The following is a 24231-nucleotide window of genomic DNA, read 5'->3' as shown; positions in this document are numbered from 1 at the left end:
GCAGCACGTGAGCGGCGCGGGGCGAACGCCTGTGAGCACACCTGGGCGGCGTTCAAAGATCGCCCGGTGTCGTCCACGGCTTTGGCGTGTAGCAGTACCAACCGGTCAACTTCAGGTCGTCACGGTAGACGACACGGTTCACCTTGCCCTTCGCGTTGGCCACGACGCGCCACGGTTCTTCGACTCCGTGCTCGGCAGCGAAAGCGAGGTACTCGAGCACTGCGGCGCGGCTCGTGTCGGCGTTGAGAACGATCGTCTGGGCACCGTGCTGCCAGGACAGCCACGCCTTGCCACCGAAAGTGCCGACGTCGCCGATCGTGGCGGCGGTTGACGTCTCGGTCCAGGCCTTGAGGAGCGCGTGCAACTCACCCCCTGTGGTCACGATCGCGTCGCGCTCGATGAAGCCGTCAGACGGCGCCACGGGCTCGGGGTGAAGGGTGAACTTTGCCTTCCGGGCTTCGTCCTTGACCCGCGCGTAGATCGCTTGCTTGAGCGCGTTCGTCACGCCGTGGGCACTCGGGAGAAACCTGTTCCAGCCGATGAAGCAGGCCCCGTACTCTTCCCCGACGACGATCTTCGCGGACTTGTCCTCCGCAGCAGCGGGCTCGGCCTCGACGAGGTCCACGCCCATCTTCCTCACGGCATCGATCACGCCAGCACCGTTGAGGAGGACCAGGCGGACGCTCTCGGAGAGGAGCTGCTGGCGGAGGAACTCCTGATCAGCAGCAACGAGCTTCTTGCGGACCGGGCCTTGCAGCATGCCGAAGACGGGATCGGTCGCCCATTGGATGAGATCGAGGTGGACGGCGGTGCCGTCGAGGTACGAGGCTCCTACCGTCGTCTGCAGCAGGTTCTCCGACGGCTTGAAGTAGGTCCAGTACGGATGGTACCTAAAGTACTCGTAGCACTCGGTCAGCACCTGGGCGACCTGCTCGTCTGTCGCCGTCGTGAGCGTCCCGACACCGAGGGACTCGTAGGTCGCGAGTCGGCGCGGGTCGACCGGCGCACCGTCGTTGGTGACAAACTCGTTCTCGCTCGGATTGAAGCCGAGGGTCGCCACGGTGGCCGTGCGCAGATCGCCAAAGACGACGACCGGAGTGGATCCCGGCACGACCGAGCACCCGTCAGGAACGGGCTGCCGGATCCGGTCGGCGACATAGGCCGGAACGTGCACCATCGAATGATCGTATGCTCCGGGCGCAGCCCAGGACGGTTGGGTGTTCGGGGACTCGGGGGCGCGCGACGCGCCGGGTTCGAATACCGAGGGCCGGCCGCACGGATGGATGCCGCAGAAGAAATCGAGCCCTCGCCGCTCGGGCGTGTGAACCAGCCGGCACCCGAGCCGACCGATTGTGACCACGGCGGCATTCTCGTGTGGCCGCCCACGACAGAGTTTCGACGTCGTACCTGTGTCAGGGCCCGACGAGGCCGGCGGCGAGGACGTCGAACGCGGCGGACTGCGCCGCGCTTCCTCGCTCTCAGCACCGGACAGTGTCCGGAAGGGTGGGACGCCGACGCCCCGGCTCCGATAGGGAACAGGGGCGGCAGCTGTGGGGTCACTTGATCGTGAGCGTCACCGGGGTCTCGTAGTCGACGAGGTACTTCAACTTCCCGCCGAAGTCGGCGTCCGTGTACACGTACGACAGGTACGAGGTGGCGCCCTCGACAAGGTCTGTCGTGCTCACCTGTGCAGGCTTGCGCGCGACGCCGTCCGGACCGACGTAGACGGGGGCGGTGTCTGGGTACTCACTGACGTTGGAGTCGACCTTCAGAACGATGATGACCGCGCCCGAGTTCGCCTTGTACGCGTGGGCGACAGTGACCGTCTGGCCCTTGGCCTTCTTCGAGTCGTGCTCCTTGCCGAGCACCTTGCTGATCGAGCCAGACGCTCCGGTCCACGACTCGATCTTGCCGTCCTCGGTCACCTTCCAATCGGACCAGGTGTAGTCCTGCGGGTCGCTGCCATTACCCGTGGTGTCCCGGAAGGAGATGGCGACTTCCTGCTTCTTCTTGTCGCCATCGAACGAGTACCCGTCGTCGAACATGTGCGGGTCGAACCCGGCAGTCTGGTCAGCGAGTGCATTGTCGCGGATATAGGCGACGTACTCCACCGCCGGGCTGTCCTTCGCCGTGACGGCCATCGCTGTGTCGGTGTCGTTGACGTGGGTCGCTTCGACGAACGCGACGATGTCGTCCCAGTTCTCGGCGACCGGGTCCGGCTCCTCGGTAGGCGTCGGGCTGGCGGTCTCCGACTCGGCCGCCCCGGCGGTCGCCGGCTGCTCGGCAGGGGCCTCCGCGCCGGAGCACGCCGCGAGGCTCAGGGCGATCGCCGCGGCGGTGACAAGGGTGAGGATGCGCTTCACTTCGATGGGTCTCGCTCTCGGTGCGTGGTGGGGTCGGCACCTCGGGCTTCACCTTCAAGCGCCCCCGGCGCCGGGCTGCATCGAGGCTATCTATGCAGCGGGCAACCAGGCTGGTCGCGGACGGGTGAAACTCGCGGCCGGTGGGTCACACGACAAGTGGTCGGGACCATACCCACCGACGACCGCCGTGGCCTACGAGAACTTCGCCCGCTCCCTATGGTGACGGTGGTCCTCCATCCAGCGACGATGTGGCGATGAGCCTCGCCCTCCACTCCGTCACCGGCACGACGCCGCGGTACGACCATGGACCGCAGACCTTCGACGCCGCCCTGCGCGAGTTCGGAATCGACGACCCATGGCTGCGCGGCTGGCTCGCCGGGACGATCGACTCGCTTTACGGGCGCGCGGCCTGGGCGGGCGAGCAGTTCTGGATCCCGCCGTACGAGGGCTACGTCGCCGTAGGGCAGCCACGCCGGGTCCGCGCGTACATACGGTCTGACAGCATCGAGCACCCGAATGGCGGCGACTGGTCGAGAATCGACTACCCCAGGAGCCCGACGGCCTGAACCGTCGGATGGTCGCCTCGCCCAAATCAGGCCTCGCCCGATCAGGCCTGGCGGTCCTCGGCGTCCACCTCGTCGCGACGAGCGTTCGCCCGCCGTCCGTCGCGATAGGCGAGCAGCACCAGGCCGATTCCGCATGCCACCTGCGCCGATCGCGATGACTCTGGTCGTCGTCGAGTCCGCGGTGATGAGCAGCACCAGACCGAGCACCGCGAAGAGGCCAGCGCACACGGCCTGGAACTTGAACTGGCCAGGGAGAGCCATGGCCGTCACGGTAGCCCCGGCGTGTCGGCGACCGAGTAGCGCACAGGGTTCATAGCGTCATGGACGCTGTGTCCGTCAGCTTCGTCATCAGTGCGAGGGGGCGATTTCCGGACCACGGGCGAACGTCACCAGTCGAAGACGCGCGCCGCGACGCTCCCCACGCCACGAAGAGCCAGAGGACGGCGCGCCCGACGTTCACGACGATGCTGATGAGGTCGAAGAACTCCAGGACTCGGTCGTTGCCGCGCCCCAAGGCGCGGAACGGTCGCCACACCTGGTACCAGAAGCCCCGTCGCGGCCGGTTCGACAGGTTCACGACCGAAGAGTGCCACGCGCGACGCGTTCCCTGGCCGCCCGACCATGGGCCCGGTGCACGGGCCGTTGAGGTATTTCGCATGCGAAGTGACGACACGGCGACGCTGGACGCCGAGGAGCTGCGGATCCAGATCCCGGCGGGCGGGTGGGTCGTCGGCACGGTGCGCAAGCCCGCCGACGAGTCGCCTCGCGGCGTCGTGGTGATCCACCCCGCGACGGCGGTCCCCGAGCGCCTGTGCACGGGGTCCGCGGAGTTCCTCGCCTCCAGCGGGTACGTGGCAGTCACGTACGACTACCGCGGCACGGGCCGGTCGGGCAGCCCGCGCGACCATCGTGGCCTGCGCATGCGGGACTGGATGGCCGACGACGTGCCCGCGGTCGCCGCGTGGGCGCGCCCGCGGTTCGGCGACGTGCCGCAGCTGGCGGTCGGGCACAGCATCGGCGGGCACGCGCTGGCGCTCCGTCACGGGTCGCGCGGCCTGGCCGGGTTTGTCACGGTCGCGTCGCACGCTGGCGTGACGGCCACCATCCCCGACCGCCGCGAGCGGGCGCGCGTCGGGCTGATCCTGCGGGCGCTCGGCCCTGCGACGGCGAAGCTGCTGGGCTACGTGCCCGGCCGCCGCCTGGGCCTCGGGGAGGACATGCCCGCCGCGGCGATGCGCGAGTGGGGCCGCTGGTCGAGGCTGCCCGGGTACTTCTTCGACGACCCGACCATGACCGCCGCCGCGGACGCCGCGCGCGTCACGGGCGACGTGCTCGCTGTCGGATTCACCGACGACCCGTGGGCCACGCCCGCGCAGATCGATGCGATCACCGACCACCTGACCGGCGCCCGGGTCGAGCGGCGCACGTGGAGCCCAGCCGACGGCGGCGTCTCGACGATCGGGCACACCGGGTTCTTCCGCCGCGGGCTGCGCGAGACCCTGTGGCCGGAGCTGCTCGCGTGGCTCGACGCGCGGGCCGAGGCCGCCCCCGCACAGCAGGACTCGGCAGTCCGCTTCCGGGGCAAGAAGTCCCGCCGATGACGGACGACTGGCAGCGGACGCCGCGGCTGGTGTTCCTCACCACCGCGGCGGAGCGCCAGATGCGGCGATGGATCGCGCGGCGCGCCACCGGGCACTCCGGCGCCCCCGGGAACGGACACGGCATCGGCGCCCCGGCCGCCGGGGTACTGCTCCACCTCGCGGACCACCCCGGCGCGACGATCGGCGAGGTGACGGCCGCGCTACAGGCCTCCCCCGCGGGCGCCAGCGGCCTGCTGGCCCGGATGGAGCGCGCCGAGCTCGTGCGCCGTCGTGCCGACCCGAACGACCGGCGCGCTGTCCGCCTGGACCTCACGTCCGCTGGCACCGCCGCGCTGGACGACGTCCGCGCCGCGCTGGCCGAGCTGAACGACCGCCTGACCGACGGCTTCACCCCCGACGAGCTAGCCACCGTGAGCCGCTGGCTCGAGCACGTGACGCGCACGCTCTCGCAGCTGCCGCGTCGCTTCAGGGCGTCGCCTCGCGGACAACGCGGACGTGGCCGACGTCCATCGACTCGCCGACCACCATGCGGTCGAGACACCAGCGCAGGTGCCAGTGCGGCTCACGGTTCGGGTTCGCGAACCCGGAGCCGAAGAGGAACTCCGCCGCCGGTCCGGCGCTGGCGAACCCGACGTCGCCGTCCGGAGTCTCGATGACGAACTCAGATATCCCACGAAGCAATCCTCCTGCTGACACGTCCTCGATGGACGGGACCCGCTGACCTCGCAACTGCGGAGCCCGTGTCACACCTGTCAGTCAACGAGAGCCACGCACCGGCAGCGCGAAGTACCCGGACGGTCGGTGCGGGGCCGTCGTTCGGTCACCCACGGCGTCACAGCACCCAGCTGACGTCGGCCTCCATCGGGCCACCGCACTCGACACTCCCGCCGACGCGCACCCAGCCGACGTCGACCTCCGTCCGCTCGAGCACGTCCCCGTGGTCGTCCAGCGCACGGAGCGCGATCGGGTTCGGCGGATAGAAAAACGTGAAGGTCCACGTGTCACCGTCGTGCGACGTCGGAATCGCGGGGACCTCCGCGTCCGGCGGGTACGGCGGCTGCCAGTGGTCGCCGTCGCGCACCTGGAGGACGGCCACCTCGGACGTGTCCCCGTCGAGCGTCACCTCGAGCACGCTGGAGTAGCCGATCGCCGGGCACGCCCGTTGTGTCCCGGGCACGTCGGGTGCCACGACGACGGCGGCGACGGTGAGCGCGACGATGCCGAGCGCCGCCACCGCTGCCCAGAGCGGCAGCCGCTGACGCCGCGAGCGCTCCGGTGCCGGTCGGTCACTGTCGGATGGCGCCATCGCTCCTCCCGAAGTGGTCCGTCATCACCATCATGTCGCGAGGCGGCGCGTACTTGCGCGGGCCGGCGGCGCCGTCGTCCAGGATGACGAGCATGACGATGCCCGACGCCGACCTGTTGCGCATCGGACGGTGGTGCCGGGAGCAGGTTCCGGAGCACCTGTGGGACCAGGTTCGGGTCGAGGCCGAGATCGCCGACCGGCACGTGACGATCATCGAGACACATCCGCCGTGGGACGGCCAGGGCGACTGGACACGCTTCCCGATCGCTCGACTGCGCTACACCGCCACGACGGGCCAGTGGAGCATCTACTGGCGCGACCGGAACCTGAGGTTCCACGAGTACAAGCGGAAACGGCCGACGAAAGACATCCAGGTCTTGCTCCACTACATCGGCAATCACGAGGACCCGACCTTCTGGGGATGAGGCCTCGGGCGGCGCCCTTCGAGGAACTCAGCAGCAGTTGGACGATGCGCCCTCGGCGTCGATACAAAGCACGCACGCTCGATCGACCCCGGTGGAGTTTTTTCCACGTGCGGGGTCGCCGGGCGCGCCTCGGACGGACGGTTCACGCGACCACGTGCGCACGTGCGCACGTGCGCACGGACGGTTGCCAAGTGAGCCCATCAGCCGCGCCGCTCAGGATGGGGCTGGCAAACTCTCTGACCTCGTCGACCAGGGCTTAAAAGCTCTCCGGCGTGCTGCTGGCAAGGCGCTGCTTCCGCCGCCAAGCGCCCCATCGCGGCTGCGCAACCTCGCCCATGCCGGCGAGCGACTCATCGAGACTTCGGAGCTCGACGTGCCGGTGATCCGCCACGACTCTTATCGCGGCGACGAGATCGTCTGCGCCGATAGCCTGAGTCCGACTGATCGAGGCGATGTCGACGAAGTCACGCCATCGTGTGTTCGCCACGCCCCGGTCGATTGCGGTGACGATCTTCTCCGCGAGGACCATGTGTGCCGGGTATCCCTGCAGCGTTACCTCACCACCGAGGAGCAGGGGCACCGTCGGGCTCGTGGCGCCGGCCAGATCGGGTCACCGAAGTTGACGTCGGCGTGGATCGGGATCCGCGCCTTCGACACCGCTGCGAGCAGGTGGACCCGCACGCCGGCGTACTCCGACTCCTCGCGGATGGTCTCGCTGCGGATCGCGGCGGTATCGAAGTCCAGACCGTCGGCGACCTCGATCGACACGATCTTCCGCACCCGGCGCTCGACGTCGTCGACGTCGTTCGAGAATCCCGACGCGGCCAGGTCGATGTCCCGGGTGGGACGACGCGCTGCGAAGGCCGCGAGGAGCACGCCGCCCTTGAGCACGAAGTCTTCGCGCTGGTCCGAGGCCGCGAGCCGGGTGAGAAGGCCCTCGAGCGCGTACAGCGTCAGGAGCTCCGCCGGATCGCGGCCCTGTGCCTTGGCGAGGTTGCGCAGGTCGTTGTACGCGCGACCCGCGGGGGTCTCGCGTGTCGGGTTCGGACTCACAGCAGCACCTGGAGCGCATGGCGGATGGCAGTGACGGTTCGGGGAAAACGTCCGGCGGTGCGCAGGAGCTCGGCAGGCGAGCTCCCCGGGCGCCGCACCCACCGACGCAGCGCCTCGTTGGCCTGGTCGATCCCCTCGAGATGGGCGGTCCGGAAAGCGTCCACGACGGACCGCTCGGCTGAGTACATCGTCAAGTCCGGGTGCTCGGGCATGGTGACGCGTCCGACCTCGAAGGTCTCCGGCGCGAAGGCATGCCACGTCACGTGGTCGAAGCCCGCGGGGAACCTGGTGCCGCGCGGCAGAGCGATGTCGGTCGCATGCGGGATCTCGTCGCTCAGCCCGTGGTGCACCAGCGCGCTCGTCAGACACATCGTCGCGGACGGCTTGAGCGCGGTCGCGCCCGACAGCGGCGCTACGGCAGGGTCGAGCTCACCGGCCCGGGCATACACGCCGCGCCCGATCCTCTCCAGCTCACCGGACCGAGCCATGCGGTAGACCTCGTCCTTGCGCAGCCCTGCTGCACGGGCCGACGCCAGCGTCAGGACCGCCATCCCGCACCTCCTAAGTGTCTACAGCAAGGGTAGACCTGATGGCGGTGAGGAACAACGGCACGGCACGATGCTCGCCCCCGCGAGGCGTCGGCGACGACAACCCCACCCGGGCGAATGTGACGTACTGCACAAACTCGAGACGGCGTCTGGCACCCGGTCTCACCTCGCCCGCGAAACCGCGAATGACCTGCGACGACAGGATCGCCCACGGCAACGATGTGAACTGCCGGCGTGACCGGGATCACGTTTGTGCGAGGTTTCACGAGTCATAGTCTCTTCCGTATGTCGAAATCTCACGCGGAAGAGACGGTCGATGTCGCGCTCGTCGGCGGCGGCATCATGTCCTCGACCCTGGGGGCGATGATCACGCTCCTCGAGCCGACATGGACGGTACGGATCTACGAGCGCCTCGACGAGGTCGCCCAGGAGTCGTCCAACCCCTGGAACAACGCCGGCACCGGTCACGCCGCCCTGTGCGAGCTGAACTACACGCCCGAGCGCGCGGACGGCTCGATCGACACGTCCAAGGCCGTGACGATCAACGAGCAGTTCGAGGCCTCGCGCGAGTTCTGGCACCACCTGACCTCCGCGGGCCACCTCGACGGCGCGCAGACGTTCCTCTCCCGCACGCCGCACATGACGCTCGTGCGCGGCGCGGAGAACGTCGACTACCTGCGCCGGCGCCACGCCGCGCTCGTCCAGCACCCGCTGTTCAGCGACCTGGTGTACTCCGACGACCCGGCGACGATCCGCGGGTGGGCCCCGCTGCTCGTCGAGGGCCGCGACCCGGCCGAGCCGATCGCCGCGACCCGTGCCGAGTCCGGCACCGACGTCGACTTCGGGTCGCTCACCCGCCAGCTCACCGAGTTCCTCACCGCGAGCGGCGCCCAGCTCCACCTCCAGCACGAGGTCAAGAGCCTGAAGAAGCGCGCCGACGGCACCTGGCGCCTGAAGGTCAAGGACGTCTCCTGGAACGCCGACCCGCGCCCGACGACGGTCAACGCGCGCTTCGTGTTCGTCGGTGCCGGCGGCGGCGCGCTGCCCCTCCTGCAGAAGGCCGGCATCCCCGAGATCAAGGGCTACGGCGGCTTCCCGATCAGCGGCGAGTTCCTGCGCACATCCGACCCGGAGATCGTCGCCCAGCACCAGGCCAAGGTGTACGGCAAGGCCGACGTCGGCTCCCCGCCCATGTCCGTGCCGCACCTCGACACCCGCGTCGTCGACGGCAAGAGCTACCTGATGTTCGGCCCGTATGCGGGGTTCAGCCCCAAGTACCTCAAGAAGGGCAAGCTGACCGACCTCGTCAGCTCGGTCCGGCCCGGGAACATCGGCTCGATGCTCGGCGCCGGCCTGAAGAACATCCCGCTGACCCAATACCTCGTCAGCCAGCTCGTGGCCCGGCCCGAGACCAAGTTCAGCGCCCTGCAGGCCTTCTACCCCGAGGCGAAGCCGTACCACTGGGAGACGATCACCGCGGGCCAGCGCGTCCAGGTCATCAAGAAGGACCCGGTCAAGGGCGGCGTGCTCGAGTTCGGCACCGAGGTCATCTCGGCCGCCGACGGCTCGATCGCGGGCCTGCTCGGCGCCTCGCCGGGCGCCTCGACCGCGGTCTCCGCGATGGTCGACGTCCTGCAGCGCTGCTTCCCGGAGCGGTTCGAGACCTGGCGTGCTCCGCTCGCGACGATGGTCCCGAGCCTCGGCCTCGCGCCCTGGGAGCACGAGGAGCTCGGCCAGCTGTCCTCGGCCGGCCCGGACGGCATCTCGGGCGAGGTCGGCGCGAACGCCTGACGCGCACCCCCGCCCCACCTGTCAGACCCTCGCTCCGCCCTGGCGGATCGGGGGTCTGACACGTCCCAGGCGGGGGCACGGCCGTCCCCGACCCGCCATGGAACACTCGGTCCCATGGAACCCGCCACGCTCGAGCTCGGCGTCGACACGTTCGGCGACGTCACCACCACGCCCGACGGCGCCCCCGTCCCCCACGCCCAGGTGATCCGCGACCTCGTGGACCAGGCCGTCCTGGCCGATCAGGTGGGCATCGACGTCCTCGGGATCGGCGAGCACCACCGCGAGGACTACGCGGTCTCGGCGCCCGACGTCGTGCTCGCCGCGATCGCGAGCCGCACGCAGCGCATCCGCCTCGGCTCGGCCGTGACGATCCTCAGCTCCGACGACCCGGTGCGCGTCTTCCAGCGGTTCTCGACCCTCGATGCGCTCTCCTCGGGGCGCGCCGAGGCGATGCTGGGGCGCGGCTCCTTCGTGGAGTCCTTCGCCCTGTTCGGCCTCGACCTGGGCGACTACGAGCAGCTCTTCGAGGAGAAGCTGGAGCTGTTCGCCCGGCTGCGCACCCAGCAGCCCGTCACGTGGTCCGGCGCCCTGCGCTCGGCGCTGCGCGACCAGAGCGTCTTCCCCACGGTCGAGAACCCGCCGCTGACGACCTGGGTCGCCGTGGGCGGCAGCCCCGAGTCCGTGGTCCGCACCGCCCGGCACGGGCTGCCGATCATGTTCGCGATCATCGGCGGCAGCCCGCAGCAGTTCCTGCCCTACGCCGACCTCTACCGGCGCGCGCTCGACGAGCTCGACCAGGCGCCGCAGCCCGCCGGCGTGCACTCGCACGGGCACGTCGCCCCGACCGACGAGCAGGCACTCGAGGAGCTGTGGCCGCACTACCGCGAGGTGATGGCGCGCCTCGGCCGCGAGCGCGGCTGGCCGCCGATGACCCGCGACCAGTTCGAGACGGCCGCCGGGCCGGACGGCGCGCTGTTCGCCGGGTCGCCGGAGACCGTCGCCCGCAAGATCGCCGCGACCGTGCGCTCCCTGGGCCTGCAGCGGTTCGACCTCAAGTACTCGCACGGCACCCTGCCCCACGACGCGATGCTGCGCAGCATCGAGCTCTACGGCACACGCGTCGCGCCGCTCGTCCGGGACATGCTCGCCGGCGCGTGAGAATGGACGCATGGATCTCCCCCTCGGCTGGTCGCTGCTCCTCGTCGTCACCGCCCTCTGGAACCTGCTCATCTGGCCGCGCTTCTGGCAGCGGATCGCGAAGGACCCGCGCTCGCGCGACGACGCCGGTCGCCCCACCCGCTTCTACGCCGTGCACTCCGTGCTCATCGCGGTCTCGCTCGCGCTCGGCCTCGCCGTCGGCGTCCTCGGCCTGATGACCCTGATCTGACCCGCTCGGCTACGGTCGGGAGATGAGCGACGCCACCCCGCCCGAGACCCTGCCCGTCCCGTTCCGCCGCGCGGGACGCTCCGGCCTCGACCTGCCCGCGATCTCCCTCGGGCTCTGGCAGAACTTCGGCGAGGCCGACCCGCGCGCCACCCAGCGCGACATCGTCCTGGCGGCGCTGGAGCGCGGCGTCGTCCAGCTCGACCTCGCCAACAACTACGGCCCGCCGCCGTTCGCCGCCGAGGCGTTCGTCGGGGACCTGCTGCGCCGCGACCTGCGCCACCGGCGCGACGAGCTGGTCCTGACCACCAAGGCCGGCTACCGCGCGTGGCCCGGCCCGTACGGCGAGGGCGGCTCGCGCAAGTACCTGCTGGCCTCGCTCGACCGCTCGCTCGCCTGCCTGGGCATCGACGCCGTCGACGTCTTCTACAGCCACCGCTACGACCCGACGACGCCGCTGACCGAGACGGTCGGCGCCTCGCCACGGCGCTGCGCTCGGGCCGCGCCCGCTACGTCGGCATCTCGTCCTACTCGGCCACGCGCACCCGCGAGGCGCTCGCCGTCGCGGCGGACCTGGGCATCGAGCTGACCCTGCACCAGTCGTCGTACTCGATGCTCAACCGGTGGATCGAGAAGCCCGACGCCTCGGGCGGGTCCGTCCTCGAGGTGGCCGACGACGCGGGCCTGGGCCTCGTGGCCTTCTCGCCGCTCGCGCAGGGCATGCTCACGGACAAGTACCTGCACGGCGTCCCGGCGGGCTCCCGCGCCGCCCGCGGCGGGCCGCTGCGGGAGGGCTTCCTGTCCGAGGAGAACCTCGCTCGGGTGCGCGCGCTGCACGCCGTGGCAGAGGCCCGCGGCACGTCGCTCGCCCGGCTGGCGCTCGCGTGGACGTTGCGCGACCGGCGGGTCACGTCCGTCCTGGTCGGCGCCCGGACCGTGGCCCAGCTCGCGGACAGCCTCGGCGCGCTCGACGAGCCCCCGCTCACCGAGGAGGAGCTCGCCGCCGTCGACGCCCAGCGGGGCGACGCCGGGATCAACATCTGGGCCTCGCGCTCCAGCGACCTCTGACCGGCCCAGCGAACGCTTCCCGACTATTGGCACCAACGCCGGCATCTGCCTCAGGCGCGGCGCCCGGACCTGCGAGAGAACTCGTCCATGGCTGCCAGCACCTCCGGCGCCTGCCAGTACCGCATCCGCTGAGCGGTCGTGGCGGCCGTAAGGATCCCGTCCCGCACCAGCACGTCGATGGTGTTGCGTGCGCCGCGGTCCGAGAGGCCGAGCACCCGGGCGACGTGCTCCGCGGTGACGACAGGCTGGGCGAACAAGGCGTCGGACAGGAGCCACGCCGACGAGTTCGATCGCGCTCTGATCTGTTCGCGCCATCGTTCGCGGATCTCCCCGATTGCTGCTGCGAGCGAACGGCCACCAGCTGTGGCACTGAGCGCGGCCTCGGAGACGTCGGCGACGATCCGATCGACGTCGCCGTCCCGGTAGGCGGTGAGCGCACGGAAGTAACGGTCCGGATCGCGCAGCAGCCCAGCAGAGATCGGGACGGTCGTGGCGCGAATGACGCCACGCCCGCGGAGCACGGACTGGAGAACGACACGGCCCGTGCGGCCGTTGCCGTCCGTGAACGGGTGGATGGTCTCGAACTGTGCGTGCACGATCGCGGCGTGCGCCAGCGCGGGAACGTCGGCGCGGCGGGAAAAGAGTACGAGATCGTCGATCGCGGCCGGGAGCCGCTCGTGGTGCGGCGGGATGAAGTCGGCGCCGTGCGGATAGGCGGCGTGCGACCCGATCCAGACCTGCTCGGCCCGCCACCTCCCGGCGACGTCAGGCTCGGACTCGGCCATCAGGGCACGGTGCACCGCGAGAATCGTCTCCACATCGACGCGGTCACCCCCCGCAGCGGTGGCCAGAGACATGGCGCGGACATTGGCGGCGACCAGCTCGGCGTTCTGCTTCGAGTCGACCCCGATGCTGGCCATGGCGAGGTTGCGCGCGTTGGTAGTGAGATGTTCGATCTGGGACGACGACGCCGACTCGCTGCGCAAGAGGACCGCCGGCATCGGCACCGGGAGCGAGGCCATCTGCTCGTCGAACCTGACGACGTCCTGCGTCGCTGCTTCGACGATCTCTCTCGTCTCGGGAGCCAGGCGGACCGAGGCCTCGGCAATCTCCGGGACGACCGCGGCTCGATAGGGGCGCTCGATCCGCGTGCGCTCGAAGACCGACAGGTGCCCGGGCTCGATCGTCGACACCCACTCCCGATCCTCGAGCTCGAGCGCCGGCCATCGTCCGGTGCGATCCCAGACACGCTCGGTGCCGTCGCCGTCGGGGACGCCCATGGTCGGCCTCCCTTCAACGACGGCCCGGACTATTGAACCAAACGTGAGTTTACTTCAACAAGGCTCACCGCTGTTGAAGTGACGCATACTCCGCGAGCATCGCCGTCTGCGCGAGCGCCGAGGCGAGATAGAACCCGGTCAGGCCGTCCCACCCGGCGGTCCAGGTGAGCCGCGACGCGACGGCCCAGACGCTCGGCGCGGCTGCACCGGTCGTGCCGTCGCCGCCGTCCCCGGCCAGCACCGCCTCGACCTCGCGGGCGCGTCGCGTCTGGTGCGCGGCCAGCTCGGCGCACCGCCGGGCGAGCCCCCGGAAGCGGTAGCCGTGCCCGGGGCAGACCTCGTGGTCGTCGAACGCTGCGACCGCGGTCAGGGAGGCGAGGTAGTCGGCCAGCGGGTTCGTCGCCGTCGGGCCGCCGAGCCCCAGGCCGGAGTTGATCATCGGCAGCACGTGGTCACCCGTGAACAGCAGCCTCTCGCCGCGCTCGCGCAGGCACACGTGCCCGCCGGTGTGCCCCGGCGTCCACAGCACCTCGAGCTCGCGGCCGGGCACGTCGAGCAGGTCCCCCGCGCGCACGGTCGCGTCCACCTCGACGAACGGCGCCGGCCCCGTCATCTGCAGCACGTCCTCGACCTCGCCGCGCCGCGCGGCCGGCACGCCCCACGCCTCGGCCTGCCGGCCGCCGAGGATCCCGACGCCACCGGAGCGCAGCGCGGTCATCGCCGCGGCCTCGGCCTCGTGCATCACGACGCGGGCGCCGCTGCGCTCACGCAGGCCCGCCGCCATCGCGGTGTGGTCGGCGTGCAGGTGCGTGCACACCACCGACCGCACGTCCTCCAGGCTGCGTCCCGCCCGGGCGAGCGCGTCCTCGAGGAGCCGCCAGCCGTCGTCGGACACCACGCCCGGGTCGATGACGTGCACCCCGCCCTCGGCGTCGAGGACCAGGTAGCACAGGCTGAACGGGATGTTCCCGCCGGGCATGGGCAGCGGCACGGACCAGATGCCGTCGCGCACCTCGTCCGTCTCGGGGAGCCGGCGCGCCCGCGCCTTCGCGTGCTGGGCGGGGGCGGTCGGCTCGAAGGCTGACGGTCGGGCGTGGCCGGTCATGCCCCGGCGGTGTCGCGGAACGCCGCGAGCGCCTCGACGACCAGCGCGTGGTCGTCGGCCTGCGTCAGCCCCGAGACCGTCAGGACCCCGACGACACCGACGCCCGCGACCCGGACCGGGAACCCGCCGCCCGCGGCCGCGTACTCCTGGAACGGCAGCTGGTGCTGCTCGCTGAACGTCTGCCCGCGCGCCCGCGAGCGCAGCCCGGCGAGGTACGACGACGTCGCGAACCTCTCCACGACCCGCACCTTGCGCTGCACCCAGGAGTCGTTGTCCGCGCTCGAGCCCTCCAGCGCCGCGTGGAACATCTGCTGCGGGCCGCGGCGCACGTCGACCACGATCGGCAGCGCGCGCTCGCGGGCGAGCTCGACGACCAGGCACCCCAGGTGCCAGGCGTCGTCGGCGGTGAACGAGTCGAGGACGAGCGCGCGCTCCTGCTGCTCGAGCTCGGCGATCTGGGCGGCCACGTCGTCGGTCATGGCGCCATCCTGGCACGGGGAGACGGCCTACGGCCGGGGCGCGGGCGGCTACCGCCCGATGCCGATCGGCGACCCGTCCCCCACCCGGCGGCCGGACACCGTGATGTCCGCGCGCCTGCCCGCCGCGTCGCCCGCGAGCCACCCGCCGAGGTCGCCGACCGGCCGCCGGCGCGCCGTGCGCAGGCCGGGGTGGGCGCGGGCGACCGTGGCGTCGACCCGCTCGTCGCGGTCCGCCAGGACCAGGCTCGAGCCGGTGCCCTGCGCCTCGGCCTCGACGAGCGCCTGCGCGTAGAACTCGCGCAGCCGGCGCGCGACCGTCCCGGCGAACGACGCCGCGAACGACTTCTTGGTGCTGGTGCTGCCGCCGTGGGCGTGCATCTCGGCGAGCATCTGCGGCACGAGCGCGTCGGCGAGCGTCGAGGCGAGCGCCATGTCGTGAGCGAACCCATAGGCGTGCACGCGGACCCGACCGGTCGCGACCTCGCGCGAGCGGACCGTGCGGCAGCCGAACGCGTCGTACACCGCGCCGATCAGGCCGATCTGGTCCAGGACGTAGGACCCGCCCACCTCGAACTCGGCGCTGACGGGCTCGCTCGCTGCCTCGGCGGACATGGCGGCCGTCGCCTCGTCGATCGAGTGGCGCAGCATGAGCCGCTCCGCGCGCTCGCGCGCCCGCGCCCGCTCCTCGGGGTACGGGGAGCCGCCGTCGGCGATCGCGAGGAGGGTGCGCACGAGGTCGAGGGTCTTGTCGTCGCTCATGCCCGCGACGCTAACGCCCGCCACCGACGGGCCATGCCGCCCTTGACGGCAACGCGAGCAGGCCGTGGGAAAGTCAACAAATCTGCACAATCTGTGATCGTATTTGAGTGACAGTGTTTGCTCGGTGTTCATTCGGCTGTCAGACTGCAGAGAGTCCTGCGGCGCGGTGCCACTGGACCGGCGCCGCACGATCGCAGCACGCACCTCGCACTACCTCAGTGACGAGCATCTCGATGAAGAGAGAGGTACGTATGGCTTTCCCTACCCCGCCAGTTGCTGGAGGCACACGTCTCTGGCGCCTCGTCGTGGTCACGACCGCGGCCGCATCCCTGACCGCCGTCGGTTGTGTCGGCGCAGCCGACGCCGCCCCAGCGACGCACGCGAAGGTCAACCCCGCAGCGTCGGACCAGCAGACCGCGCCGGGCCTGGAGGCCCGGTACTACACGATCACGGACACCGACAGCTTCGCGCTCGACGCGAAGAACCTGCAGTCCACCATCGTCGACCCGGACGCCGACGTCGACGACATGACCCCCGTCTACCGGGCGATGACCGGCCAGACGGACGACGCCGGAGTGCGGTGGACCGGTCAGGTCACCGCCCCCGCCACGGGCGACTACACGTTCAGCGCCATCGGCGACAACGGCTTCCGCCTGTGGGTCGGCGGGTCGTCGGACGACGACCAGCTGATCGACTGGTGGCAGAACCAGTGGGACCAGGAGCAGACCGCCACCCGCACGGTGCACCTGACCGCGGGCCAGCCGGTGCCGATCACGTTCGAGCAGTTCCAGGCGGGCGGTGGCGCGAACGTGCACCTGCGCTGGGCCTCCGCCGACGCCGGCATCGCCAAGGAGTCCATACCGGCGTCCGCGTTCACGCTGCCCGCCGGCTACCAGCCGTACGCCATGACGGCGACGATCCCCGAGGACGGCACGGCCGTCGACCTGAAGTTCCCCGGCGAGGTCGAGAACGAGGCCGGGCTCACCGACCACCTCAGGGTGTCGATCGGTGGGATCGACTACCCCATCTCGGACGTGACCAGCGGCGCGACGTCGTCGGACGTCGTCGTGGGTCTCGGTGCCACGGCGCCGCGTGAGACGAGCGCCATCGTCGCCTACGACGGCAAGGGCGGCGTGACCGCCGGCGGCGAGGAGGTGCCGGGGATCGCCGCGTACGCGACGAACGACTCGACCTTCCGGATCAGCACCACGTTCGCGAAGGACGTCGACCCGAACCACCCCCTGCCGGAGTACCCGCGCCCGCAGCTCACGCGCACCACCTGGCAGAACCTCAACGGCAAGTGGGACTTCCAGCCGCTGGCCTCGCGGAGCGCGACGCCGACGTCCTGGGCGAAGGCCCAGACCGCGGTGGTGCCGTACCCGATCGAGTCCACGCTGTCCGGCATCGACAAGCGCTACGACCACTTCGCCTATCACCGCACGTTCACCGTGCCGGCGTCGTGGCACGTGGGCGACAAGAAGAACCAGCAGCGCCTCAAGCTCAACTTCGGGGCGGTCGACTACCAGACCACGGTCCTGGTGAACGGCACGAAGGTCGCCGAGCACACGGGCGGGTACGACGCGTTCAGCGCCGACGTCACCGACGCGCTGCGCAAGGGCTCCAACGACGTCACGGTCATCGTGACCGACACGACCGGGGACCAGCCCAAGGGCAAGCAGATGGCCCATCCCACCGGTCTCTCGTACACCTCGACGTCGGGCATCTGGCAGACGGTGTGGCTGGAGCCGGTGCAGCCGGTGCACGTGGACTCCCTCGAGGTGACGCCGCAGCTTTCGGACGCGGGCGACTCGCTCGCGGTGACGGTGCAGGCGCCGGGCGCCTCGAAGCACGCGCGCGTGCAGGTCACGGCCTACGACAAGGCAGGTCACCGCGCGGGTGAGACGAGCGGGACCGCGAACGAGCGGCTGACCGTGGCGGTGCCGAAGGCCCATCGCTGGACCCCGGACGACCCGTACCTGTACACGCTGAAGGCGACGCTGAAGGACGGCCCGTCGAAGGACGCGGTGGGCAGCTACGTGGGGATCCGGTCCGTCGGGATCAAGCAGATCGACGGCAAGAGCCGGATCGTCCTGAACGGCGAGCAGACGTTCCTCCTGGCGACGCTGGACCAGGGCTTCTGGCCGGACGGCATCTACACCGCTCCGACCGAGGAGGCCCTGAACTGGGACATCCAGACCACGAAGGACCTCGGGTTCAACACGATCCGCAAGCACATCAAGGTCGAGCCGCAGCGGTGGTACTACGACGCGGCGAAGGCCGGAATGATGGTCTGGCAGGACATGCCGTCGGGGAGCAACCAGACCGCCGCACAGCAGAGCGACTGGAAGTCCGAGCTGCACCGCATGATCGACCAGCACGACTCGGACACCGCGATCATCGGGTGGGTCCCGTTCAACGAGGGCTGGGGCCAGTGGAGCATGGACGGGGCGGCGCAGGTGGCCGCCTCGGTCAAGGCCCAGGACCCCTCGCGCCTGGTGGACGCCCGCTCGGGGCTGAACTGCTGCGACATGCCCGGCGACACGAACGCCGGCGACATCATCGACTGGCACACGTACGCCGGTCCCGCGGCACCGTTCCCGGACGCAACACGCGCGGCGATCGACGGCGAGCACGGTGGCCTGTCGATGACGATCCTCGGCCACATCTGGTCGAACTCCGTCAGCCCGTACACGGCGTACCCGAGCGCTGAGGCGTTGACCGACGCCTATGTGCAGAACAGCACCGACCTCGTCGGCCTCGCCAAGGACCGCCTCTCAGGCTCGGTCTACACCCAGCTGACCGACATCGAGGGCGAGACCAACGGGTTCTACACCTACGACCGCCGGGTCGCGAAGATGGACGTCTCGCGGGTCCGGGCGATCAACGAGAAGGTCATCGCGGCGGGCTCCGGAGCGCCGGTGGCCTCGGGTCCGACGACGCCGGCCGGTTCGTAGGCGTTCCCGCTCCGCGCCTGGTGTGACGGGCCCGTGCTGGACCGACAGGTCCGGCGCGGGCCCGTCCGCGTCGGCGGCTACGCCCCGACGAGGTAGGCCACCAGGCGCGCGACCTCGCGCACGTCGTGGCCGGCGCGGTCGACCCGCGTGACGCGCTTCGCCGACATGGTCTTGGGCTGCTCCGCGATGGCGAAGGACTCCGGCCCGAGCTCCACCCAGGTCGGCAGGTCGCGACGGCGCGACGTCATCGGCACCACCAGGAGCAGCCCGCGCGAACGATGAAAGCGCTCCTCGGACAGCACCAGGTAGGGCCGGTGCCCGGACCGCTCGTGCCCCACGACCGGGTCCATGCTCGCCCACACGACGTCACCGCGGTGGATCACGCCGTCAGCCACGCGCCTCCTCCGCCCGGATCATGGCCTCCTCGACCGAGCTGTCGTCGTCGCCGGGCCAGGTGCCGTCCTCGCGCATCGCCGCCTCGTACTCTGCAGGAGTCACCGTCCCCATCGCCGCCCAGAACTCCCGTTCGGCGTGCTCCGCCAGCAGGCGGTCGACAGCGCCGTCGAACGTGACGCTCTGGCTCTCCGCATACTTCCTCAGCCGGTCGCGCGTGCTGGTCCGCACCTTGATCGTCGTGGTGTCCATCCTTCGAGTCTATCGACCGGCATTCCCGCACGGTAGACCGTTGCGTCTACCAGATCGCTAGCCCGCGGCCTCTGCCGCGTGGCGCAACTCATACCCCCCGCCGTGCCATCATGCGGGCGCGGGCGGGTCCGGGGCCCGCGGACGGCCTAGGCTCAGAGCATGAGCAACCACTTCGACGTCGTCGTCCTCGGTGCGGGCCCTGGTGGCTACGTCGCCGCCATCCGCGCAGCCCAGCTCGGCCTGTCCGTGGCCGTCATCGAGGAGAAGTACTGGGGCGGTGTCTGCCTCAACGTGGGCTGCATCCCGTCCAAGGCGCTCCTGCGCAACGCGGAGCTCGCGCACATCTTCACGCACCAGGCGAAGACGTTCGGGATCAGCGGGGAGGCGTCGTTCGACTTCGGCGCCGCGTTCGACCGCTCGCGCACAGTGGCCGACGGCCGCGTCAAGGGCGTGCACTTCCTCATGAAGAAGAACAAGATCACCGAGCTGGACGGCCGCGGCACGTTCCGCGACGCGAAGACGATCGAGGTCACGGGGCCCGACGGCGCCACGCAGACCGTCACGTTCGAGAACGTCATCATCGCGACCGGCTCGAAGGTCCGCCTGCTGCCCGGCGTCGAGCTGTCGGACAACGTCGTCACCTACGAGAAGCAGATCCTCACGCGCGACCTGCCCAAGACGATGGCGATCGTCGGCGCCGGCGCGATCGGCATGGAGTTCGCGTACGTGCTGCGCAACTACGGCGTCGAGGTCACGATCATCGAGTTCCTCGACCGCGCGCTGCCGAACGAGGACCCGGAGGTCTCCAAGGAGATCACCAAGCAGTACAAGAAGATCGGCGTGCCGATCCTCACCTCGACCCGAGTCGACACGGTCACCGACAACGGCTCGTCCGTCACCGTCGAGTACACGGACAAGAGCGGCGCCAAGGAGACCCTCGAGGTCGACCGCGTCCTGATGTCCGTGGGCTTCGCCCCGAACGTCGAGAACTTCGGCCTCGAGAACACCGGCGTCGAGCTCACCGAGCGCGGCGCCATCGCGATCGACGACCACATGCGCACCAACGTCGACGGCGTCTACGCCATCGGCGACGTCACCGCCAAGCTGATGCTCGCGCACGTGGCCGAGGCCCAGGGCGTCGTCGCGGCCGAGACCATCGGCGGCGCCGAGACCCAGACGCTCGGCGACTACCGCATGATGCCGCGCGCCACCTTCTGCCAGCCGCAGGTCGCGAGCTTCGGGCTCACCGAGCAGCAGGCCAAGGACGAGGGCCACGACATCAAGGTCACGACCTTCCCGTTCATGGCCAACGGCAAGGCGCACGGCCTCGGCGAGCCCACCGGGTTCGTCAAGCTCATCGCCGACTCCCAGTACGGCGAGCTGCTCGGCGGGCACCTCATCGGTCCCGACGTCTCCGAGCTGCTCCCCGAGCTGACGCTCGCGCAGAAGTGGGACCTCACGGCCACCGAGCTCGCGCGCAACGTGCACACCCACCCGACGCTCAGCGAGGCCCTCCAGGAGGGCTTCCACGGGCTCACCGGGCACATGATCAACCTCTGACCGACCGAGAACCGCCGTGGCCCGCACCCCCCTGTCGCTGTTCCGCGCCCTCGCGCTCGCCGAGGCCGCCTCCTGGACCCTGCTGATCGTCGGGATGATCCTGCGGGCCACGGCGGGGCTCGACGTCGCCGTGTCGATCGGCGGCGGGATCCACGGTTTCGTCTTCCTCTGCTACGGCCTCACCGTCGTCCTCGTCGCCAAGAACCAGCGATGGCGCGCGGGCCCGACGACGGTGGCGCTCGTCAGCGCCGTCGTCCCCTACGCGAGCGTCCCCACCGAGATCTGGCTGCACCGCACCGGCCGGCTGGACGGCGACTGGCGCCGGGCCGCGGGCGACGACCCGCGCGACGCCACGTGGCACGACCGGCTGCTGCGCACGCTGCTGTCGTCGCCGTGGCGCTCCGCCGGGTCGCTCGCCGTCGCGGTCGTGGCGGTCTTCGTGGTCCTGCTCGCGGTCGGGCCGCCCGGGGGACGCGGGTAGCTCCGCACGTCGCGCCCTCCGCCGACCGGTCCGGGATGCTGCGCGACAGCACCGCGGAGAGCACGATGGGCTGATGGACCAGCACGAGATCGACAGCGAGCTCGCGAGCGCACGGGAGCTGCTCGACTCCACCTCGGCCGCCCACCTCGCCTACACCGCGAGCGACGGCAGCCCGCGGGTGGTCCCGGTCGGCATCTGGTGGACCGGCGAGGAGCTCGTGGTCTCCACGGCCGCCACGGCTCCCAAGGTCGCGGCTCTGACGGCACGTCCCGAGGTTGCGGTCGCCATCGATGCCGGCGACTCCCCGGCGGGTGCCCGGTCGCTGTCGGTCCGCGGGCGGGCGGACATCCGCATCGTCGACGGTGTGGTCGAGGAGTTCCTCGCCGCCGCCCGCAAGAGCATGACCCCCGAGGCGGCCGCCGAGTTCGAGAACGGCTGCCGCGCGATGTACGACCGGATGGCGCGCATCGCGATCACGCCGCGCTGGGCCCGCTACTACGACTTCGGCACCGGCCGGGTCCCGAAGTTCCTGCAGGAGCTGGCCGAGCGCGCCGGTCGCTGACCTGTCGGCCGTCGGCGGCGACGACCACTCCGGGTACCAGGGCACCGGCTTCGTCGGCACGCTGTGGAACCAGGGCGACTCGGTGACGATCCCCGTCTACCGCCCGACGGCGGAGCCGGGCACGGCGACGCTGCGGGTCCGCTACGCGAACGGCAGCGCCCCGAGGACGTTCTCGCTGTACGCGAACGGCCAGCAGGTGCGCCAGGTGGCGTTTCCGACGGCGCCGACGGGCCCGTGGACGTCACCCTCGACACCCCGTACGGCACCCGGACGGTGGACGACGTCGCGCCGGGCGCCTCGGCGTACCAGAGCTTCACGGTGCGCGGCACGCCGGGCGCCGGCGCGGCGACCGTCTCGGCCCGCGCCTCGGGAGGCGACGGACCGACGACGACGCTCGCCGCCGCCTACGCCGCCCGGGCCTGCTGAGACGTCCTCCGAGGACGACCGCGCGTCACGGCGCGTCCCGGTCGAGGGGTTCGACGACCGTCCCCTCGCCCGGGACGCCCGAGGCGACCTCGCGCGCGCCGCGCCGTCCCGAGCCGCGCCGGCCCGGGACGTGCTCCCGGTACCCGGTGAACACGATCGGCAGCCCGCGCGCGACCGTGAGGTCCGTGGCATCCATGGCCTGCACGTGCAGGTGCGGCTGGGTCGAGTTCCCCGAGCTGCCGCACGCGGCCACCTGCCCACCCACGACGACGTCGTCGCCCACCGCCACGCGGAGCGAGCCGCGGCGCAGGTGCACCAGCGCGACGAACGCCCCGCTCGCCCGGTCGCGGAGCACGAGGTGGTTGCCCGCGACGGCGTCCGGCCCCCGCCGCAGGCGCGCGGCCTGCCCGAGCACGTAGGGGACGAGGGCGAGCTGCGAGCGCCGCGCCGCGTGGTCCTCCTCGCCGTCGTGCACCGCGACGACCGTCCCCTCCACCGGCGCGAGGACCGGGCGCCCGAACGCGACGAACCGCTCCGGCGGCTCGGTCGCGAGCAACGTGCGCCAGTCCCGGTGCGGGGCGGTCCGGCCCCGCTCGTCCACGCCGACGAAGTCGATCGCGTAGCGTTCCCCGAGGACGTCGACGCCGTGGCTCGGCACCCGCCGGGCCGGGCTGTTCTGCACCAGCCAGCGGCCGCGGAAGGGCAGCGCGAGGACCACGGGAGCCACCACGGTCACCTCCCCGGCATCGCGCACGGACCTCCACGGTAGCCACGGGACTGGCAGGATGTGCTCGACATCACCCTCGGACGAGCCCCGAGAACGCCGCGGCGACAGGAGACGACGATGCAGGTCGAGATCGACGGTCGGCTGGCCCAGGTCCCGTCGAGCACCGACGCCTGCGGCCCGACGTGCGCGAGCTGACCCGCACGCTCGAGGTGCGCGGACCATGGTCCCTCGCGACGAGCCGGAGATTCTGGGAGGGCTTCACCCCGGCCGCGCTTCCCGGGTCCGGGGCGCCCGAGGACTCCCTGCGCGCCACGTTCCGGGTGGACGCGGACTGGTCCGCGGCGTCGGCCCTCGTCACCCAGGTGGGGACGACGGCGCAGGTCACCGTCCGCGGGGACGGCGACCTGGACGCGGCGACCGGCCAGGTCGCCTGCTTCCTCGCCCTGGACGTGGACGCCACCGGCTGGCCCGCCGTGGGCGACCGGGACCCGGTGATCGCCGACGCGCAGGCGGCCCTCCCGGACTTCCGGCCGTGCGGCTTCTACTCGCCGTACGAGGCGGCGGCGTGGTCGGTGCTCTCCCAGCGCACCCGCATCGTCCAGGCGGCGGCCCTGAGCCGGGACCTCGTCGCCCGCCACGGCGAGGACGGGGCGTTCCCCGCGCCCGCCGTGCTCGCCGGGCTCGACCTGGACCTGCCGGGGCGCAAGACCGAGTACCTGCACGCCGTGGCGCGGGCCGCGCTCGAGGGCCGGCTCGACGGCCGGGCGCTGCGGGCTGCGGCCCCGGAGGAGGCGATGCGTTCCGTGCAGGACGTCACGGGCATCGGTCCGTTCGCGGCCGAGCTGATCGTGCTGCGCGGCGCCAACGCCCCGGACGCGCTGCCGGCACGCGAGCGGAGGCTGGAGGCCGAGATCGCCGAGCGGTACGGGCGGGGCGCGGTGCTCGCCGAGGTCAGCGAGGCGTGGCGCCCGTTCCGGACCTGGGGCGCGGTCCTCCTGCGCGCGCTGCGCGAGGAACGGCTGCACGAGATCGACCCCCGCCCGGGGCGCGGGTAGGGCATCAGCGCCGTCGCGGTGCAGGCACAGCTGTGCAGGCTCAGCTGTGCACGCTCGTCCTCGGCCCGTGCACGGAGGTGCACGGACATCGCC

27 protein-coding genes and 1 pseudogene are annotated in these 24231 nt (G+C 71.2%); 14 read left to right on the top strand and 14 right to left on the bottom strand.

What is annotated here, in order from left to right:
* Positions 1 to 52 precede the first annotated feature (52 nt).
* Both EDF32_RS12330 and EDF32_RS12325 read right to left on the bottom strand, forming a co-directional pair.
* Positions 53 to 1177 (bottom strand): hypothetical protein, encoded by a 1125-nt coding sequence (locus EDF32_RS12330; protein WP_123308855.1) that lies wholly within the window; start codon positions 1175 to 1177, stop codon positions 53 to 55.
* Between the two features lie 379 nt (positions 1178 to 1556).
* Positions 1557 to 2363 (bottom strand): hypothetical protein, encoded by an 807-nt coding sequence (locus EDF32_RS12325; protein WP_123308854.1) that lies wholly within the window; start codon positions 2361 to 2363, stop codon positions 1557 to 1559.
* Positions 2364 to 2617: 254 nt separating this feature from the next.
* Here EDF32_RS12325 and EDF32_RS12320 point away from each other — a divergent pair, with 254 nt between their 5' ends.
* Positions 2618 to 2929 (top strand): hypothetical protein, encoded by a 312-nt coding sequence (locus tag EDF32_RS12320; protein ID WP_123308853.1) that lies wholly within the window; start codon positions 2618 to 2620, stop codon positions 2927 to 2929.
* A gap of 310 nt (positions 2930 to 3239) precedes the next feature.
* Here the strand turns inward: EDF32_RS12320 and EDF32_RS12315 are convergent, their stop codons facing one another.
* The gene (locus tag EDF32_RS12315; protein ID WP_148061603.1) at positions 3240 to 3506 is read right to left on the bottom strand and encodes a hypothetical protein; all 267 of its coding nucleotides are present in this window, start codon (positions 3504 to 3506) and stop codon (positions 3240 to 3242) included.
* Positions 3507 to 3585: 79 nt separating this feature from the next.
* Here EDF32_RS12315 and EDF32_RS12310 point away from each other — a divergent pair, with 79 nt between their 5' ends.
* Together EDF32_RS12310 and EDF32_RS12305 are read left to right on the top strand one after the other, a co-directional pair.
* On the top strand, positions 3586 to 4530 hold the full coding sequence (locus tag EDF32_RS12310; protein WP_123308851.1) for a serine aminopeptidase domain-containing protein: 945 nt from the start codon (positions 3586 to 3588) through the stop codon (positions 4528 to 4530).
* Positions 4527 to 5186, top strand: coding sequence for a MarR family winged helix-turn-helix transcriptional regulator (locus tag EDF32_RS12305; RefSeq protein WP_123308850.1), 660 nt, complete (start codon positions 4527 to 4529; stop codon positions 5184 to 5186). Before EDF32_RS12310 ends, EDF32_RS12305 begins: the two co-directional genes overlap by 4 nt.
* Before the next feature lie 176 nt (positions 5187 to 5362).
* On the opposite strand, the gene EDF32_RS12300 is transcribed toward EDF32_RS12305, so the two are convergent.
* Positions 5363 to 5836 carry a hypothetical protein gene (locus EDF32_RS12300; RefSeq protein ID WP_148061602.1) on the bottom strand — a complete coding sequence of 158 codons (474 nt, stop codon included), beginning with the start codon at positions 5834 to 5836 and terminating at the stop codon, positions 5363 to 5365.
* A gap of 92 nt (positions 5837 to 5928) precedes the next feature.
* Here EDF32_RS12300 and EDF32_RS12295 point away from each other — a divergent pair, with 92 nt between their 5' ends.
* The gene (locus tag EDF32_RS12295; protein ID WP_123308848.1) at positions 5929 to 6261 is read left to right on the top strand and encodes a DUF3024 domain-containing protein; all 333 of its coding nucleotides are present in this window, start codon (positions 5929 to 5931) and stop codon (positions 6259 to 6261) included.
* 256 nt (positions 6262 to 6517) lie between these two features.
* On the opposite strand, the gene EDF32_RS14990 is transcribed toward EDF32_RS12295, so the two are convergent.
* The 3 genes from EDF32_RS14990 to EDF32_RS12285 are packed head-to-tail and all read right to left on the bottom strand — an operon-like array spanning position 6518 to position 7865.
* Positions 6518 to 6790: a nucleotidyl transferase AbiEii/AbiGii toxin family protein gene (locus EDF32_RS14990; protein ID WP_199734927.1), complete on the bottom strand. Its 273-nt coding sequence runs from the start codon at positions 6788 to 6790 to the stop codon at positions 6518 to 6520.
* 23 nt (positions 6791 to 6813) lie between these two features.
* Positions 6814 to 7314: a nucleotidyl transferase AbiEii/AbiGii toxin family protein gene (locus EDF32_RS14985; RefSeq protein WP_199734926.1), complete on the bottom strand. Its 501-nt coding sequence runs from the start codon at positions 7312 to 7314 to the stop codon at positions 6814 to 6816.
* The gene (locus EDF32_RS12285; protein ID WP_123308847.1) at positions 7311 to 7865 is read right to left on the bottom strand and encodes a type IV toxin-antitoxin system AbiEi family antitoxin domain-containing protein; all 555 of its coding nucleotides are present in this window, start codon (positions 7863 to 7865) and stop codon (positions 7311 to 7313) included. Before EDF32_RS12285 ends, EDF32_RS14985 begins: the two co-directional genes overlap by 4 nt.
* A 249-nt stretch (positions 7866 to 8114) precedes the next feature.
* Between EDF32_RS12285 and mqo the strand changes: the two genes are divergently transcribed.
* The 4 genes and pseudogenes from mqo to EDF32_RS12265 all read left to right on the top strand — a co-directional run bounded on the left by mqo (position 8115) and on the right by EDF32_RS12265 (position 12105).
* A complete protein-coding gene (gene mqo / locus EDF32_RS12280; protein ID WP_255414264.1) occupies positions 8115 to 9653 on the top strand; it encodes a malate dehydrogenase (quinone) in 1539 nt (512 codons plus the stop codon).
* 114 nt (positions 9654 to 9767) lie between these two features.
* Positions 9768 to 10811 (top strand): LLM class flavin-dependent oxidoreductase, encoded by a 1044-nt coding sequence (locus EDF32_RS12275; RefSeq protein WP_123308845.1) that lies wholly within the window; start codon positions 9768 to 9770, stop codon positions 10809 to 10811.
* 10 nt (positions 10812 to 10821) lie between these two features.
* On the top strand, positions 10822 to 11040 hold the full coding sequence (locus tag EDF32_RS12270; RefSeq protein WP_123308844.1) for an SCO4848 family membrane protein: 219 nt from the start codon (positions 10822 to 10824) through the stop codon (positions 11038 to 11040).
* Positions 11041 to 11062: 22 nt separating this feature from the next.
* Positions 11063 to 12105 (top strand): annotated as a pseudogene (locus EDF32_RS12265) (aldo/keto reductase).
* A gap of 50 nt (positions 12106 to 12155) precedes the next feature.
* Here EDF32_RS12265 and EDF32_RS12260 read toward each other — a convergent pair.
* The 4 genes from EDF32_RS12260 to EDF32_RS12245 all read right to left on the bottom strand — a co-directional run bounded on the left by EDF32_RS12260 (position 12156) and on the right by EDF32_RS12245 (position 15728).
* Positions 12156 to 13385, bottom strand: a complete 1230-nt coding sequence (locus EDF32_RS12260) for a Fic family protein (protein WP_123308843.1) — start codon at positions 13383 to 13385, stop codon at positions 12156 to 12158.
* A gap of 64 nt (positions 13386 to 13449) precedes the next feature.
* Positions 13450 to 14490, bottom strand: a complete 1041-nt coding sequence (locus EDF32_RS12255; RefSeq protein WP_123308842.1) for an MBL fold metallo-hydrolase — start codon at positions 14488 to 14490, stop codon at positions 13450 to 13452.
* Positions 14487 to 14969: a heme-degrading domain-containing protein gene (locus tag EDF32_RS12250; protein WP_123308841.1), complete on the bottom strand. Its 483-nt coding sequence runs from the start codon at positions 14967 to 14969 to the stop codon at positions 14487 to 14489. The genes EDF32_RS12255 and EDF32_RS12250 overlap by 4 nt, the downstream gene beginning before the upstream one ends.
* 48 nt (positions 14970 to 15017) lie before the next feature.
* Positions 15018 to 15728 (bottom strand): DUF2786 domain-containing protein, encoded by a 711-nt coding sequence (locus EDF32_RS12245; protein ID WP_158614096.1) that lies wholly within the window; start codon positions 15726 to 15728, stop codon positions 15018 to 15020.
* A 305-nt stretch (positions 15729 to 16033) separates the two neighbouring features.
* Between EDF32_RS12245 and EDF32_RS12240 the strand changes: the two genes are divergently transcribed.
* Positions 16034 to 18682 (top strand): PA14 domain-containing protein, encoded by a 2649-nt coding sequence (locus EDF32_RS12240; protein ID WP_158614095.1) that lies wholly within the window; start codon positions 16034 to 16036, stop codon positions 18680 to 18682.
* A 77-nt stretch (positions 18683 to 18759) separates the two neighbouring features.
* Here the strand turns inward: EDF32_RS12240 and EDF32_RS12235 are convergent, their stop codons facing one another.
* A complete protein-coding gene (locus tag EDF32_RS12235; protein WP_123308838.1) occupies positions 18760 to 19077 on the bottom strand; it encodes a type II toxin-antitoxin system PemK/MazF family toxin in 318 nt (105 codons plus the stop codon).
* Entirely contained in the window at positions 19070 to 19327 is a 258-nt protein-coding gene (locus EDF32_RS12230; protein WP_123308837.1) for a hypothetical protein, read from the bottom strand. Before EDF32_RS12230 ends, EDF32_RS12235 begins: the two co-directional genes overlap by 8 nt.
* A gap of 159 nt (positions 19328 to 19486) precedes the next feature.
* Here EDF32_RS12230 and lpdA point away from each other — a divergent pair, with 159 nt between their 5' ends.
* The 4 genes from lpdA (at position 19487) to EDF32_RS12210 (ending at position 22356) form a co-directional block, all read left to right on the top strand.
* Entirely contained in the window at positions 19487 to 20887 is a 1401-nt protein-coding gene (lpdA, locus tag EDF32_RS12225; protein ID WP_123308836.1) for a dihydrolipoyl dehydrogenase, read from the top strand.
* A 16-nt stretch (positions 20888 to 20903) separates the two neighbouring features.
* Positions 20904 to 21368 carry a DUF3817 domain-containing protein gene (locus tag EDF32_RS12220; RefSeq protein WP_123308835.1) on the top strand — a complete coding sequence of 155 codons (465 nt, stop codon included), beginning with the start codon at positions 20904 to 20906 and terminating at the stop codon, positions 21366 to 21368.
* A gap of 73 nt (positions 21369 to 21441) precedes the next feature.
* Entirely contained in the window at positions 21442 to 21930 is a 489-nt protein-coding gene (locus EDF32_RS12215; RefSeq protein WP_123308834.1) for a pyridoxamine 5'-phosphate oxidase family protein, read from the top strand.
* Between the two features lie 234 nt (positions 21931 to 22164).
* Positions 22165 to 22356: a hypothetical protein gene (locus tag EDF32_RS12210; protein ID WP_123308833.1), complete on the top strand. Its 192-nt coding sequence runs from the start codon at positions 22165 to 22167 to the stop codon at positions 22354 to 22356.
* 25 nt (positions 22357 to 22381) lie between these two features.
* On the opposite strand, the gene EDF32_RS12205 is transcribed toward EDF32_RS12210, so the two are convergent.
* Positions 22382 to 23110: a peptidoglycan DD-metalloendopeptidase family protein gene (locus tag EDF32_RS12205; RefSeq protein ID WP_233565894.1), complete on the bottom strand. Its 729-nt coding sequence runs from the start codon at positions 23108 to 23110 to the stop codon at positions 22382 to 22384.
* Between the two features lie 155 nt (positions 23111 to 23265).
* On the opposite strand from EDF32_RS12205, the gene EDF32_RS12200 reads away from it, so the two are divergent.
* Positions 23266 to 24138 carry a DNA-3-methyladenine glycosylase gene (locus EDF32_RS12200; RefSeq protein ID WP_123308831.1) on the top strand — a complete coding sequence of 291 codons (873 nt, stop codon included), beginning with the start codon at positions 23266 to 23268 and terminating at the stop codon, positions 24136 to 24138.
* Positions 24139 to 24231: the final 93 nt, after the last annotated feature.

Source organism: Cellulomonas sp. PhB143 (assembly GCF_003752595.1).
Lineage (GTDB): Bacteria > Actinomycetota > Actinomycetes > Actinomycetales > Cellulomonadaceae > Paraoerskovia.
Note: the sequence above shows the minus strand (reverse complement) of the source record. Positions and strands in the feature narration are given on the sequence as shown.